The sequence below is a fragment of the Streptomyces sp. NPDC002776 genome, assembly GCF_053592195.1.
Map to the genome: position 1 here is coordinate 327,692 of NZ_JBSFVG010000005.1, position 14,413 is coordinate 342,104.

Below are 14,413 nucleotides of genomic sequence, written 5' to 3' on the forward strand. Positions count from 1 at the left end.
CGGGGTGATCCGTACGAGAGGGCCTAGTCCTTCTTGGCCCCGGCCCGGCGTTCCGCCAGGAGTCGGGAACCGGTGAGGCGTTCGCCGATGGCGTCGTCCGGGTTGGACAGGACGCAGGTGTCCAGCGAGAGGCAGCCGCAGCCGATGCAGTCGGTCAGGTGGTCGCGCAGGCGGTTCAGGCGGGTGATGCGTTCGTCGAGTTCGGCGCGCCAGGACTCCGAGAGGCGGGCCCAGTCCTCGTGGGTCGGGGTGCGTCCCTCGGGGAGTTCGGCGAGCGCGTCGCGGATGGTGGCCAGCGGGATGCCCACCCGCTGAGCGGCCCTGATGAAGGCGACCCGGCGCAGCGTGTCCCGGCCGTAGCGGCGTTGGTTGCCCGTTGTGCGGCGGCTGGTGATCAGGCCCTTGGCCTCGTAGAAGTGCAGGGCGGAGACGGCGGCGCCGCTGCGCGCGGCGAGCTGGCCGACCGTGAGCTCGTGGATCTTCTCGGGAATCTGGGGCACCCCTCGGAGCCTACCCACCCCGGCGGACGGCAGGTCCGTTGACAGGGAGCCCGCACCCGAGCATGCTAAGCAGTCGCTTAGACTTTTGGGAGGCCAGGGACATGGCAGAACCGAGGAGCTTCACCTCCGTCGACGACCTGAAGGCGGCGGTCGGCGAGCAGTTGGGGTACACCGACTGGCTGGAGGTCGACCAGAAGCGGATCGACCTGTTCGCCGAGGCGACCGGTGACCACCAGTGGATCCACGTCGACCCCGAGAAGGCCGCCGCCGGCCCGTTCGGGACGACCATCGCCCACGGATACCTCACCCTGTCGCTGCTGCCCCTGTTCGGTCCGCAGCTGCTGAAGGTCGAGGGCGTGCAGATGGGCGTCAACTACGGCACCAACAAGGTCCGTTTCCCGGCCCCCGTCCCGGTCGGTTCCCGGCTGCGCGCCACCGCGAGGATCGCCGGGGTCGACGACGTCACCGGCGGTGTCCAGGTGACCGTCGCCTTCACCGTGGAGCGCGAGGGCGGCGACAAGCCGGTCTGCGTCGCCGAGTCCGTCGCGCGCTACTACCTGTAGGCGCCGGGGCCTACTTCGCGCCCACCATCCGCAGTACGAGGTCGGCGTACAGCTCGCCGACCTCGTCGGGGGTCCGGGACCCCTGCACGTTGAACCAGCGCGCCACGTCGATGCTCAGCGACAGGATGGCGAGGGTGGTGCCCTTGACGTCCGGCACGTCGAACTCCCCGGACGCCACCCCGTCCTCGATGATGCCCCGCACCTCGGCGTCGACCTGCCGGCGCAGCGCGAGGATCTCGGCGCGGGCCTCGGGGCCGAGCGAGTCCAGCTCGTACTGCACCACCCGGGCGGTCGTCCTGCCGCCGGCATGCCAGCGGACGAAGGAGCTCACCGCGTTCGCGAGCCGCTCGGTCGCGCTGCCCTCGCCCGCCGCCGCCGTGCGCAGGATCTCCAGCGCCTTCTCGTGCCCGATCCGGCTGATCCGGTGCAGCAGCTCTTCCTTGGTCTTGTAGTGGATGTAGAGCGCCGCCGGGCTCATCCCGGCCCGGCCCGCGATGTCCCGGGTCGTCGTGGCGTGGTAGCCACGCTCGGCGAAGGCCTCCACCGCGGCGATCAGCAGTCGCCGGGCCGCGTCGGGCGTGACCTCGCCCCACGCCGACCCCTCGCCGCCGGCCGTCTCCTCCGCCGTACTCATCGCTCGCTCGCCCCTCTCGATGACAGAGGGACCACCATACCGCCGACGGTGAGCGGGCGCTTAGAGCAGCCGTTCAGAGCTTTTCGAACGGGCTGTAGGAATGAGCCGTCGACGCGTCCTGCCGGTCGCGGATGACCTTGGCGAGGGTGAAGGCGGAGGTCACCAGGTAGAGGACGGCTATGCCGAGGAAGGCGCGGACCCAGGGGTCGGCCTCCAGCTGGTAGATGCCGATGGCGGTGGCCGCCATGGCGACGGCGAACGAGGCGACGGACTGGCCGTAGAAGGCGGCCGTGTTCTGCTTGACCGGTGTGTCACTCATGGGGACAAGCTTCGGCGGACGTGGGCCGCGCCACATCCGCCGAAGTACTCAGCCGACGTACTCAGTCATCGCCCTCAGCCGTCGTCCTCAGAAGGCGGAGACACCCGTCAGCGCGCGGCCGATGACCAGCTTCTGGATCTGGCTGGTGCCCTCGTAGAGGGTCATCACCCGGGCGTCGCGCAGCAGCTTGCCCGCCGGGTACTCGTCGATGTAGCCGTAGCCGCCGAAGACCTGGAGGGCGTTGTTGGCGGCGCGGACCGCGGCCTCCGAGGCGAAGAGCTTGGCCTTGGAGGACTCGGTGGTGAAGGGCTGCCCCCGGTCGATGAGGTCGGCGACCCGCCAGGTCAGCAGGCGGGCGGCGTCGACGTCCACGGCGATGTCGCTGATCAGCTCCTGGACGAGCTGGTGATGGGCGATCGTCTTGCCGAACTGCTCCCGCTCCCCCGCGTACCGCACCGCCACGTCCAGCGCGGCCTGGGCCAGACCCACGCACCCCGCGGCCACCGACATCCGCCCCTTGGCCAGCGCCGACATGGCGACCGAGAAGCCCTTGCCCTCCTCGCCGAGCCGGGCGGAGACGGGCACCCGCACGCCCTCCAGGACGAGTTCGGCGGTGGCCTGGCCGCGCAGGCCGAGCTTGCCGTGGATGGTGCGGCGGGACAGTCCGGGGGTGTCCGTCGGCACCAGGAAGGCGGAGACGCCCTTGTGGCCGGGGGCGTCGGTGGAGCGGGCGAAGAGCAGGACGACATCGGCCCAGGTGCCGTTGGTGATGAACATCTTGGTGCCGTTGATGACGTAGTCCCCGCCGTCCCGGACCGCCCGGGTGGTGAGGTTGCCGGCGTCGGAGCCGGTGCCCGGCTCGGTGAGGCCGAAGCAGCCGACCTGCTCGCCCGAGGTCAGGCCCGGCAGCCACTGCCGCTTCTGCTCCTCGCTCCCCCAGGCGGCGATCGTCTTGGCGACCAGCCCGAGGGAGACCGAGACGATGCCGCGCACCGAGGAGTCGCCCCGCCCCAGCTCCTCGGTGACCAGGCAGTACGCGAGATGGTCGCCGCCGGAGCCGCCGTACTCCTCGTCGACGGTCAGGCCCAGGAAGCCGACCTCGCCGAGCTTATTGACGATGCCCCGGTCGACCTCCTCGGCCCGGTCCCAGGCGACGACGTGCGGGGCGATCTCGCGGGCCACGAAGTCCCGGGCGAGCTGCCGTACGGCGGTCTGCTCCTCGCTGAGCTCCAGGTTCATACCGAGTCACCCCAATGGAAAGCCGTACATTTAAATTAGCACTGCTAGTTTCTGTGCAGCCCTACTATGTGCGCCATGGCCCGACCGCGCAAGCCCCTGCTGAGCACCGACCGGATCGTCGAGACGGCGCGGGTGCTCGTGGACACCGAGGGCCTCGCGGCCGTCTCCACCCGGCGGCTCGCCGCGGAGCTGGGCGTGAGCGGGCCGTCCCTGTACAACCACTTCCGCACGAAGGACCAGATCCTGGAGGCGGTCGCGGACTCGGTGAGCGCGCAGGTCGATCTGTCGATGTTCGAGGACGGGCGGGACTGGCGGACCGCGCTGCACGACTGGGCGGTCTCCTACCGGGCGGCCCTGCGGGACCATCCGAACATCGTGCCCGTCCTGGCCCGCGGGCCCGGGCGGCGGCCGGCCGCGCTGCGGCTCGCGGACGCGGTGTACGGGGCGATGGTGGCGGCGGGGTGGCCGCCGGCACAGGCCACGTCGATCGGGGCGCTGATGCGGTACTTCATCATGGGGTCCGCGCTGGGGTCGTTCGCGGGCGGATTCGTCGACGACGTCAGTGCGTACGACCCCGCGGACTATCCGCATCTGGGGCAGGCGCATCTTCTTGCCGAGCGGCAGGAGAAGATCGACGAGCGGGCGTTCGAGACGGGGTTGGCTGCGCTGCTGGAAGGGCTGGAGCGGCAGTACGAAGGGGTTGTCCGGTCGTCTTGATCTGCGGGGCGGTGGGGGCTGGTCGCGCCCACGCGGCGGAGCCGCATGTCGACACTGCCCCGCGCCCCTTGAGGAGTTCCAGTGCCCCCGGTTCGGTCGTGACCGAAGTGCTCGGGCCCCATCCTGGTTGTCATGACCGACCGTGATCCCCGCGCGCCTCATCTGGCTCGGCTGGCCTCTCTCATCGCCGATGAGACCCGGGCCGTCTGTCTGCTCGCGCTGCTCGACGGGCGGGCCTGGACCGCCGGGGAGCTGGCCCGGCATGCGGGGGTGGCCGCGTCCACGCTCAGTGAGCATCTGGGCAAGCTCGTCGCCGGTGGGCTGCTCGTCGAGGAGCGGCAAGGGCGGCACCGGTATGTGCGGCTCGCCGATGCCCGGGCCGCGCAGCTGGTGGAGGACCTGGCCGCGCAGGTGGCGCCCCAGGCGGTCGTACGGCCGCGGACCCTGCGGCAGTCCGGTGCCGGGTCGGCGATGGCTCGCGGGCGGACCTGTTACGACCATCTGGCCGGGCGGCTCGGGATCGCGGTGACCGACGCGTTCACCGCGCGCGGGCTGCTGCGGCAGGACACCGGGTTCGCGCTCACGGACGCGGGGGTGGCGTGGTTTGACTCCGCCGGGATCCGGCTGGACCGGGCGAGCCGACGGCCGCTGGCGCGGGCCTGCCTCGACTGGACCGAGCGGCGTCCGCATCTGGCGGGGGTCGCGGGCGCGGCGGTGTGCCGGCATGCGCTGGAGGCGGGGTGGTGCGTGCGGATCGGGTCCGAGCGGGCGGTGAAGGTGACGGCGGCCGGGGAGCGGGCGCTGGCCGAACTGCTGGGGATGGACGCGACGGCGTTGCGCTGAGCGCCCCGGCAGGGCACCGCACCCCCCGTCCGAAATCCGCGAGCCCTCGGAGAACGGCCCGCCTAGCCTCTGGAGCATGATGAACGCCGCCCACCGCCGTACCGACCTGCTCGCCGCCGGTGCCGCCACCGTCACCGTCGTCCTGTGGGCCTCGGCCTTCGTCTCGATCCGCAGCGCGGGTGCCGCGTATTCGCCGGGCGCGCTGGCGCTGGGGCGGCTGCTGGCGGGGGCGCTGGTGCTCGGCGCGATCTGCCTCGTCCGGCGCGCGGGATGGCCGCCCCGGCCGGCGTGGCGGGGGATCGGGATATCCGGGCTGCTGTGGTTCGGCTTCTACATGGTGGCCCTGAACTGGGGCGAGCAGCAGGTGGACGCCGGTACGGCGGCGCTGGTGGTGAACATCGGGCCGATCCTCATCGCGCTGCTCGGGGCCCGGCTGCTCGGGGACGTCATGCCGCCGCGGCTGCTGGCCGGGATGGCGGTGTCCTTCGCGGGGGCGGTGACCGTGGGGCTGTCGATGTCAGGCGGGGGCGGCTCGTCGCTGCTCGGTGTGGTGCTGTGCCTGCTGGCGGCGGTGGGGTACGCCGGGGGCGTCGTCGCGCAGAAGCCGGCCCTGACGCATGCGAGCCCCTTGCAGGTGACGACGTTCGGATGCCTGGTGGGCGCGGTGCTGTGCCTGCCGTTCGCCGGTCAGCTGGTCACGGAAGCGGCCGAGGCGCCGGTGTCGGCCACGCTCAACATGGTCTACCTGGGCGTCTTTCCGACCGCGCTCGCCTTCACGACGTGGGCGTACGCCCTGGCGCGGACGACCGCCGGCCGGATGGGGGCGACGACGTACGCGGTGCCCGCGCTGGTCGTGCTGATGTCGTGGCTGGCGCTGGGCGAGGTGCCGGGGGCGCTGACACTGGTGGGCGGGGCGCTGTGCCTGCTGGGGGTGGCGGTGTCGCGGTCGCGGCCGTCTTCGGGCGCGGAGGACGCGGGGAGCACGGAGGACGCCGGGAGCGCTGAGGACACGGGCAGCACCGAGGACGCCGGGAGCGCCGAGGGTGTCGTCCCCGGGCTCCCGGTCGGTTCTGAACCGGCCTCGTCGCCCGCCGCCGGACGGGCCGGGACCGACTGAACCGGCGCCCCCCAGGCCCTCAGAACATGACCAGCGCCCGGCCGCCCTTGCCCGCCAGCATGTTGTCGAACGCCGCCGGGATGCCCTCCAGGCCGATCCGTTCGGTCACCAGCATCCCGAGGTCCAGGCGACCCTCGCGGACGAGTTCGGCCAGCACCGGGACGTCCCGCGCAGGGTCCGCGTTGCCGTAGACGCAGCCGGAGAGGGTGCGGCCCCAGTGGAAGATCTCCAGGGCGTTGAAGGTGACCACCTGGTCCTTGCCGCCGATGCCGACCACGGTCGTACGGCCGCCGCGCCGGGTGGAGTCCCAGGCGGTGCGGATGGTGGACGCGCGGCCCACGCACTCGATCGCCACGTCCACCCCCTGCTTGCCGGTCAGGCCCCGGATCTCGCGGGCGGTGTTCTCCGAGGCGATCACGAACTCGGTGGCCCCGGCCGCCCGGGCCAGTTCCTCCTTGGCCGCGGAGACGTCCACCGCCACGATCCGCGAGGCGCCGGCGACCCGGGCCGACTGGAGCGCGGCGAGGCCCACTCCGCCGACGCCGTACACGGCCACCGTCTCCCCCTCGCGCACCTGCGCGGCGTGGTGGACGGCGCCGTAGCCGGTGAGCACCGCGCAGCCCAGCAGGGCCGCCTCGGTGAGCGGGACGCCGTCGGGGGCGGGCAGGACGCAGGACTCCGCGACGACCGTCTCCTCGGCGAACGCGGCGACGTTCAGGCCCGGGTGGAGGTCGGTGCCGTCGGAGGCGCGGTGGGCGTAGACAGCGGCGGCGCCGCTCAGGGCGTTGGCGCACAGCCAGACCTCGCCCAGGCCGCAGGCGTGGCAACTGCCGCAGGCGGGCGCCCAGTTGAGGACGACCGCGTCGCCCGGCGCCACCCGGGTGACGCCCTCGCCGACCGCGACCACCGTGCCCGCGCCCTCGTGACCGAGGACGGCGGGGACGGGCAGGCGCATCGTGCCGTTGGACAGGGAGAGGTCGGAGTGGCAGACGCCCGCGGCGGTGAGCCGGACGCGGACCTGGCCGGGGCCCGGGTCCGGCAGGTCGATCTCGGCGATCTCCAGCGGAGCGCCCACGGCGGGCAGGACAGCGGCGCGAACCATGGCGGTGAACTCCTCTAGAACTGGAGGGACTTGGTCTGCAGGTACTCGGCGAGACCGTGCGTGCCGAGCTCCCGGCCGACGCCCGACTGCTTGTAACCGCCGAAGGGGGCGAGGGGGTTGAAGCGGCCGCCGTTGATGTCGACCTGGCCGGTCTCCATCCGGCGGGCGAAGGCCACCGCCTCCGTCTCGTCGCCCCACACCGCGCCCGCGAGGCCGTAGACGGTGCCGTTGGCGATGCGCAGGGCGTCGTCCTCGTCCTCGTAGCGCAGGATGGACAGGACCGGCCCGAAGATCTCCTCCTGCGCGATCGTCATCTCGGGGGTGACGTCGGCGAAGACCGTCGGGCTGACGAAGTAGCCCTGCTCGCGCGGGGATTCGGTGCCGCCCGCGACGACCCGGGCGCCCTCGACGACTCCCTGGTCGATGTAGCCGCACACCCGCTCGCGCTGCCGCGCGTTCACCACCGGGCCGATGCGCTCGCCGTACTTCGCGGCGGCGGCGGAGGCGAGGGCGACCGCCTCGTCGTACTGGGAGGTGTGCACGAGCATGCGGGTCCAGGCGCTGCACGTCTGGCCGGAGTTGGACATGACGTTGGCGACGCCGACGTTGACCGCCTTGGCGAGGTCGGCGCTCGGCAGGATGACGTTGGCGGACTTACCGCCGAGTTCGAGGGCCACCTTCTTGACCGCGGCGCCGGCCGTCGCGGCGATCTGCCGGCCGACGGCGGTGGAACCGGTGAAGGAGACCAGGTCGACGCCCGGGTGCTCGACGAGGGCCTGGCCCGCGACCCCGCCGAGACCGGTGACCAGGTTGAAGACGCCCGCCGGCACCCCGGCCTCGTGCACCGCCTCGGCGAAGAGCTGGGCGGTCAGCGGGGTGTCCTCGGCCGGCTTCAGGACGACCGTGCAGCCCGCGGCGAGCGCGGGGGCGACCTTGGCGACGATCTGGTGGAGCGGGTAGTTCCAGGGGGTGATCGCGCCGACCACGCCGATCGGCTCGTGCAGGACGGTGGAGTTGCCGACCTTCTCCTCGAAGGCGTACGTCGCCGCGAGCTCGGCGTACGAGCCCGCGACCGCGATCGGTACGGAGGCGTGGACCGCCTGGGAGAAGGCGAGCGGCGAGCCGAGCTCCGCGGTGACCGTCTCGGCGATCTCGTCCTTGCGGGCGGTGAGGACGTCCCGCAGCGCGGCGAGGCGCTCCGCGCGTTCGGCGGGCGGGGTGGCGGCCCAGCCCGAGAGTGCGCTGCGCGCGGCGCGTACGGCGGTGTCCACGTCCTCCGCGGTTCCCGCGGGGACGAGGCCGATGACCTGCTCGTCGGCCGGGTTCACGACGTCGATCGTGTCCCGGCCGGGGGCGGGGTGCCAGGCTCCGTCGATGTAGAAGCCGTCGTGTGCCTTCATCGGGTTCCTTCCGGGCGTTGTGCGGCTGCGGGTGCGTGGGGGCCGGTCGCGCAGTTCCCCGCGCCCCTTACCGGCGTCAGCGAACCGCCCCTAAACTAGCGCCGATAGTTTTACGGCACCAGGGCTGCCGCCGTGGCACGGCTCACCCTGCCCCGAAGGAGCTCAGAAGTCGACCCGTGCCCGGTCGTCCACCCTGGCCACCGACTCCTGCCCGAACTCCTTCTCGTAGGCCCGGCGGATCTCCTCGATCTTGCGGTCACTGGTCCGCGCCGCCTCGACCGGATACAGCAGGATCAGCTCGTACGACCGCTCCTTCTCGATCGTGCCGCTCGCGTCCCGCCACTGGCCGCGGCCGGTCTGGACGGTGAGGCCGTCCGGGAAGTCGGGGGTGACCTCCTCGTCGACGAAGTTCATGAACTGTTCGTCGGTGACGGCCGGGCCGCCGCCCGGGCGCTCGGTGCCGAACAGGAGCCTGCTCTCCACGTAGGGCTCGCCCCGCTGCGGGACGGCGGTGGTCTCGCCGTCGTCGAGGGTGGCGTACGCGGTGGGGGCGGCCATGGCGAGCAGGAGGCCGGCGGTCACCAGGACGGCGCGGCCGCGGGTCACGGCGGTCTTCGGGGTGGGCTTCGCGGCGGGCTGCGGGGTGGGTGTCATGGGGAGTTTCATGCCCCATCCCTTACGGCCGCTACTCCTCCAGGTCCGGCAGCCGCGCCGGTGCCGGGCAGATCCGTTCGCCGTGCTGGTCGAAGACGAACAGGTGGGCGATGTCGACCAGCAGCGGCACCTGCATGCCGTGCCGGAGGTCGATGTCGGGGGTGGTGCGGACGATCAGGTCGCCGGGCAGCCGGCCCTCGGGCGGGACGGGCTCGGACGGGCGTTCGGGGCGGGTGTCACGCGGGTCCTCCAGCACCACCACCGGCCCGGCCCGCAGCGCGCCCGCCCGCTCCCGGAGCCGGTTCAGCACCGTGCCGCCGTCCCGCCTGCGCCGCCGTACGCGTCCCAGCGGTCGCGGGGCCTCCAGCTCGGGCACGACGGCCGGGCGGGACCCGGTGTTGAAGTGCACGAGCACCTCGTGTCCCTGGAACTCGACATGCTCCACCAGCCCGGTGATCAGCACCTCCCCCGGCCGGGCCTCCGCCGGCTTGGCGATCCGTACGGACTCCGAGCGCAGGCCCACGATGACCTCGCGGCCCTGCTGGACCCGGAGCAACTGGTGGTCCTGGGAGAGGGGTTCGGGCAACCGCAGAAACTGCTTGCCGAGGCTGATGGTCATCGCCCCGTCGAGCGGGGCGCGGACGACTCCGCGCAGCAGGTTGATGCGCGGGATGCCGATGAAGGCGGCCACGAAGACATTGCGGGGCAGGGCGTAGACCTCGCGCGGGGTGCCGATCTGCTGGAGCACCCCGCCGCGCAGGACGGCGACCCGGTCGCCGAGCGACATGGCCTCGCCCTGGTCATGGGTGACGTAGACCGTGGTGACGCCCAGCTCACGGGTGAGCTTGGTGATCTCGGCGCGCAGATGGTTGCGGAGCTTGGCGTCCAGATTGGACAAGGGCTCGTCCATCAGGAAGGCGGAGGGGTGGCGGGCGATGGCCCGGCCCATGGCGACGCGCTGGCGTTCGCCGCCCGAGAGCTGGGCGGGCAGCCGGTCGAGCAGGTCCTCGATGCCGAGCATGCGGGCGGTGGCGTCCACCCGGGGGCGGGGGTCCTCGCCGGGAGTCTCGATGCGCAGCGGGAAGCCGATGTTGTCGCGGCTGGTCATGCTGGGGTAGAGGGCGAAGTTCTGGAAGACCATCGCCATGTCCCGGCCGGACGGGGGCAGGTCGTTGGCCCATTCGCCGTCGAGCCGCAGCTCGCCCTCGTCGATCTCCTCGAGTCCGGCGATCATTCGTAGCACCGTCGACTTGCCGCAGCCGGAGGGGCCGAGCAGGACGAGGAACTCGCCGGGCTCGATGTCCAACGTGAGCCGGTCCACCACGCGGACGCCCTTGGTGTAACTCTTGCTCACGTCGTGCAGAGAGATGGCGCGTGTCATGAGGGGTGCCCCCGGGGGCTACGTGCGGCCCTGGTACTCCGCGGCTTGACACCCCGTGCGGGTCGTACGGGGCCTGTGGGTCACGGAAGTTAACGGAATGTAGGCGGCCGGGGGAAGAGAATGGGCGGGATCGGACGTGGCCGTCCAGCAAGTGAGAAAGCGGACGGCCGAATTCAGCGCCGGGCGGGGGCGGCCGGGGCCTCGCGGACCTTCACCAGGTGGGCGAAGACGACCACGTTGCCCGAATAGCCGGTCTTGCGGTCGTAGTTCCCGCCGCAGGTGATCAGCCGCAGCTCGGGGCGGCTGCGGGCGCCGTACACCTCGCTGCTGGGGAAACGGTCCTTCTCGTACGACTTGATCGCGTCGACGGCGTAGACGGCGGTCCGTCCGTCGGCGCGCCGGATCTCGACCGTGCGTCCGCGGCGCAGTTCGGTGAGTCCGGAGAAGACGGCGGGGCCGGTGTCGGTGTCGAGGTGCCCCACGGCGACGGCGGTGCCCTGTTCGCCGGGCGACGGCCCGTCGGCGTACCAGCCGACCAGGTTGGGGTCGTCGTCGGGGGGTGCGGGCAGCCGGTGCTGACGGTCCAGGCGCAGGTCCATGACCGGGGCGTCGATGTCGAGGTAGCCGATGGACAGGCGGGTCGCCCGGGAGCGCGGGAGCGGCCGGACCGCGGGCCGGGGGCGGGGGGCGGCCTTCGCCTTGGGCCCCGGCGAGGCCGGAGCGGCCGAGCGACGCGGATCGACCGACGGCCGGGACGCCCCACTCCGCGGGTCGCTCCCCGCCGGGGGGCGGGCCGTGTTGCGGGGGGTGGTCCCTGCTGGGGGGCGGCTTGTGTCACGCGGGTTGGCCCCTGCCGGGGGGCGGGCTACGTCACGTGGGTTGGCTCCTGACGGGAGGCGGCCCGTGTCACGCGGGTTCGCTCCTGATGGATGCGGCGCCGTCCCGCGCGGGTCGCTCCCCGCGGGGTGCCGGGAGGCCGCGCCACGCGGATCGGCCCCTCCCGGGTGTGGGGCGGTCCCACGCGGGTCGCTTCCCGCGGGGTGCCGAGGGGTGGTCCCACGCGGGTCGGCTCCTGCCGGGGGGCGGGCCGCCCCACGCGGGTCGGCCCCCTCCGGCTGCCGGGCGCCTGCCCCGCCCCCGTGGGTCCCCTCCGGGCGCCGCGCCACCCCGTTGGGGTCGGTCCCCAGCGGGTGCTGCAAGGGCGCCCCCTGCTGACCGGCCCCCTGGGGTCGCTGCTGCGGTGCACCCCGCGCGTCGGTCCGATCCCCGGCGCCCGGCCGCGCACCGGAGCCCGCTGCCGCACCGGCACCCGCCTGCGCACCAGAGCCCGGTACCGCACCGGCACCCGCCCGCGCCCCGAGACCCGACGACGAACCAGAGCCCGACTGCGTACCAGAATCCGGGTGCGCACCAGAGCCCGACGACGAACCGGAGACCGCCGACGAACCGGATACCAGCGCCGCGCCGGAGCCCGGCAAGGAACCCGGCCGGGCGGCCTCGGCCGCGCCGCCCGCCACCGTCCCGCCGGGCCCCTCGCCCTGGCCCCACCAGGCGACGCCCGCCACCAGCGAGACGGCCAACGCGACCGTTCTCGTCAGGCGGTAGGCGCGCGTCCGGAACCAGGGTTTGCGCCCGCGCCCGCGTCCCGGCGGACGCGGCGCGGTGGCCCGCGGCCCGGCGCCCGCGAGGGGCGCGGGGCCGCGCCGGGGTGCCGCTCCGCGGTGGGATGCGGCCGACCGCGACGGCCGCGCCGCACCCGACCGCCCACCGGTCCCGGCACCCCCGGCCCCGGTACCGGCACCCCCGCCCCCGGCTCTCCCAGCCCCAGCCCCGGCTCTCCCGGCCCCGGTACCGCCACTCCTGGCCTGAGCACCCCCGGCCCCGGCACCGCCACTCCTGGCCCCGGCACCCCTGGCCCCGGTACCGGCATTCCTACCCCCGGCCCGGCCTCCGGCTCTCCCAGCGGAGCGCTTACGCTCCATGCGGGCGGCGACGGAGTCGGAACCACACCACCCCGCTCACCGCGGCCAGGCCCACGGCGGCGGCGCCGGCGACCGGGGCGAAGGCGTCGTCGCGCGCCATGCCGCCGCCACCGGCCGGCGGACCGCCGTTCGGCACGGGGGGCGCCGTGGGCTTGGACACGGGGCAGTTGACGTTGAACAGCTTCTCCTTGCCCACACCGTGACCGAGGTTGGTCTTCCAGGTGAGCTTGTACTGCCCGTTGGGCAGAGCGAGCGGGATGGTCTGCGCGCTGCGGGTCTGCCCGACGGTGACCGTGTTATCGGGGTACGACGCGTTGGGCAGCTGGCCGCCGCCCGTAATCGGAGGCTGGGTTTTGACGGTCCAGGTGACCACCTCGCCGGGGGCGAAGTTCAACGCGGCGAGGTAGAAGTCGCAGACCTGGGGTTCGTCGCGCTGGTCGTCGAGGGGGGTGCCCACCTTGTGGATCTTGATGTCCCCGATGTCCGGCTGGGCAAGGGCGGCGGGGGCTCCTACGGCCGTCCCGGCGAGGGTCAGGGCCGCGAGGGCGGCGGCGCGCGCTCCGGCGCGGCGTGGCAGAGACGTGGTGGGCATGCGCAGTCCTCCGAGTCAGATGATTGTCGTACAAGTCACGCTGCACCTGACTCTTTGTCACATCTCGCGCATCAAGGGACGAAGCCGCGCCCTACGACCCGTCAGTCATCCCTCTTACGGCTCACAGCCGCCCGGGACCGGCGGGGCGAGGCGCCCTCCCCGCGCTCGCCCTCCCCGCGCTCACCCTTCCCGTCCCCCCGCGACCGCGCGGCAACCCCCGCCGACGCCAGCAGCAGCGCGCCCAGCATCACGAACGGCGCCGCCACTCCGGCGACGCCCGCGACCAGGCCCGCCGTGGCGGGCGCGGCGACCTGGCCGAGGCGGTTGCCGGTGAGCCGCAGGGCGAGGGCGGTGGAGCGGGCGCCGTCGGGGGCGGCCTGGACGACCGTCGTCATGGAGAGCGGCTGGCCGACACCGAGGCAGAACCCGAGCGCGGTGAGGATCAGGGCCAGCGCCCACACCGGCACCGGCAGCGCGACACCCGCGCACAGGACGGCCGCCAGCAGACAGGTGACCGTCAGCAGGGCGGCGCGGCCGAGCAGCCGGAGCAGCGGCGTCAGCACCAGCCGGCAGGCGATGGTGGCCGCGGCGCGCAGGCTCAGCAGCAGTCCGATCACCGAGGGGGCGATGCCCCGGTGTTCGCCGACCACCGGCAGGTAGGCGGTGAGGACGTCGGTCGCGGACAGCACCGACAGGCTGATCAGGATGCCGGCGGGCACGCCCCGGCTGCGCAGGATGCGGTGGACGGGAACCCGGTCGCCTTGCCGCGTACGGGACTTGGGCGTCGTACGGCGCTCCTCGATGCGCCACAGGGAGGTGAGCGCGACCGCCGCCCCCGCGCCCGCGACGAGCAGCGCGAGCGCGCTGGTGCCCGCCATGTCCCGGCCGCCGATCAGCGCACCCGCCGCGATCGGGCCGACGAGCTGGCCGAGGGAGGCGCCGATGGTGAAGTGCCCGAAGTTGCGGTCCTGTTCGTGCGGGGCGGACTGGCGGGCGACCAGGGACTGGGCGCCGATCACGAAGGAGAGGTGCCCGAGGCCCATCACCCCGCTCCACAGGGCCATCGTCCCCAGCGAGTCGGCCAGTCCGCTCAGCGCGCAGCCGCCCGCGATCAGGACCACGCCGGCCGGCAGCAGGGGCGCGCAGCGGCCGTGGTCGGTACGGCGGCCGAGGGGGACGGCGGCGAACAGCGGGAGCAGCGCGTACACCCCGGCGATGACGCCGACGGCCCGCTCGTCGGCGCCCAGCGCCAGGGCCCGGTAGGAGACGGCGGGCCGGGCCATCGACACCGCCCCTTGCGCGAAGCTGAAGGCGATGACGAGGCGGAGCAGCCAGCCGCGGTTCCCACCGGGCGCCATGATTGAAGTCTC

The 14,413-nt window shown here is 73.5% G+C and carries 15 protein-coding genes; 4 read left to right on the plus strand and 11 right to left on the minus strand.

The window, feature by feature from the left end:
- Window positions 1-23 precede the first annotated feature (23 nt).
- Window positions 24-500: a redox-sensitive transcriptional activator SoxR gene (gene soxR / locus ACWD11_RS13565; protein ID WP_389419423.1), complete on the minus strand. Its 477-nt coding sequence runs from the start codon at window positions 498-500 to the stop codon at window positions 24-26.
- Window positions 501-601: 101 nt separating this feature from the next.
- On the opposite strand from soxR, the gene ACWD11_RS13570 reads away from it, so the two are divergent.
- Complete coding sequence (locus ACWD11_RS13570; protein WP_389419424.1) at window positions 602-1,063, plus strand: MaoC family dehydratase; 462 nt, start codon at window positions 602-604, stop codon at window positions 1,061-1,063.
- Between the two features lie 10 nt (window positions 1,064-1,073).
- Here the strand turns inward: ACWD11_RS13570 and ACWD11_RS13575 are convergent, their stop codons facing one another.
- From ACWD11_RS13575 to ACWD11_RS13585, 3 genes are all read right to left on the minus strand, one after another.
- On the minus strand, window positions 1,074-1,697 hold the full coding sequence (locus ACWD11_RS13575; RefSeq protein ID WP_389419425.1) for a TetR family transcriptional regulator: 624 nt from the start codon (window positions 1,695-1,697) through the stop codon (window positions 1,074-1,076).
- Window positions 1,698-1,770: 73 nt separating this feature from the next.
- The gene (locus tag ACWD11_RS13580) at window positions 1,771-2,016 is read right to left on the minus strand and encodes a YiaA/YiaB family inner membrane protein (RefSeq protein WP_389419426.1); all 246 of its coding nucleotides are present in this window, start codon (window positions 2,014-2,016) and stop codon (window positions 1,771-1,773) included.
- Window positions 2,017-2,103: 87 nt separating this feature from the next.
- Window positions 2,104-3,255 carry an acyl-CoA dehydrogenase family protein gene (locus tag ACWD11_RS13585; RefSeq protein WP_451283010.1) on the minus strand — a complete coding sequence of 384 codons (1,152 nt, stop codon included), beginning with the start codon at window positions 3,253-3,255 and terminating at the stop codon, window positions 2,104-2,106.
- Window positions 3,256-3,330: 75 nt separating this feature from the next.
- Between ACWD11_RS13585 and ACWD11_RS13590 the strand changes: the two genes are divergently transcribed.
- From ACWD11_RS13590 to ACWD11_RS13600, 3 genes are all read left to right on the plus strand, one after another.
- Window positions 3,331-3,972, plus strand: coding sequence for a TetR/AcrR family transcriptional regulator (locus tag ACWD11_RS13590; RefSeq protein WP_389419427.1), 642 nt, complete (start codon window positions 3,331-3,333; stop codon window positions 3,970-3,972).
- Between the two features lie 132 nt (window positions 3,973-4,104).
- On the plus strand, window positions 4,105-4,815 hold the full coding sequence (locus tag ACWD11_RS13595) for an ArsR/SmtB family transcription factor (protein ID WP_451283012.1): 711 nt from the start codon (window positions 4,105-4,107) through the stop codon (window positions 4,813-4,815).
- A gap of 76 nt (window positions 4,816-4,891) precedes the next feature.
- Entirely contained in the window at window positions 4,892-5,932 is a 1,041-nt protein-coding gene (locus ACWD11_RS13600; protein WP_451283014.1) for a DMT family transporter, read from the plus strand.
- Between the two features lie 19 nt (window positions 5,933-5,951).
- Here the strand turns inward: ACWD11_RS13600 and ACWD11_RS13605 are convergent, their stop codons facing one another.
- The 7 genes from ACWD11_RS13605 to ACWD11_RS13635 all read right to left on the minus strand — a co-directional run bounded on the left by ACWD11_RS13605 (window position 5,952) and on the right by ACWD11_RS13635 (window position 14,401).
- On the minus strand, window positions 5,952-7,034 hold the full coding sequence (locus ACWD11_RS13605) for a Zn-dependent alcohol dehydrogenase (RefSeq protein WP_451283016.1): 1,083 nt from the start codon (window positions 7,032-7,034) through the stop codon (window positions 5,952-5,954).
- Window positions 7,035-7,048: 14 nt separating this feature from the next.
- The gene (locus ACWD11_RS13610) at window positions 7,049-8,434 is read right to left on the minus strand and encodes an aldehyde dehydrogenase family protein (RefSeq protein ID WP_451283018.1); all 1,386 of its coding nucleotides are present in this window, start codon (window positions 8,432-8,434) and stop codon (window positions 7,049-7,051) included.
- A 162-nt stretch (window positions 8,435-8,596) separates the two neighbouring features.
- The gene (locus ACWD11_RS13615; protein ID WP_451283019.1) at window positions 8,597-9,100 is read right to left on the minus strand and encodes a DUF3574 domain-containing protein; all 504 of its coding nucleotides are present in this window, start codon (window positions 9,098-9,100) and stop codon (window positions 8,597-8,599) included.
- 19 nt (window positions 9,101-9,119) lie between these two features.
- Window positions 9,120-10,469: an ABC transporter ATP-binding protein gene (locus tag ACWD11_RS13620; RefSeq protein WP_389419433.1), complete on the minus strand. Its 1,350-nt coding sequence runs from the start codon at window positions 10,467-10,469 to the stop codon at window positions 9,120-9,122.
- Between the two features lie 173 nt (window positions 10,470-10,642).
- Window positions 10,643-12,451 (minus strand): class F sortase, encoded by a 1,809-nt coding sequence (locus ACWD11_RS13625; RefSeq protein ID WP_451283021.1) that lies wholly within the window; start codon window positions 12,449-12,451, stop codon window positions 10,643-10,645.
- Entirely contained in the window at window positions 12,441-13,043 is a 603-nt protein-coding gene (locus ACWD11_RS13630; protein ID WP_389419435.1) for a hypothetical protein, read from the minus strand. Before ACWD11_RS13630 ends, ACWD11_RS13625 begins: the two co-directional genes overlap by 11 nt.
- A 101-nt stretch (window positions 13,044-13,144) precedes the next feature.
- Window positions 13,145-14,401 carry an MFS transporter gene (locus ACWD11_RS13635; RefSeq protein WP_389419436.1) on the minus strand — a complete coding sequence of 419 codons (1,257 nt, stop codon included), beginning with the start codon at window positions 14,399-14,401 and terminating at the stop codon, window positions 13,145-13,147.
- Window positions 14,402-14,413: the final 12 nt, after the last annotated feature.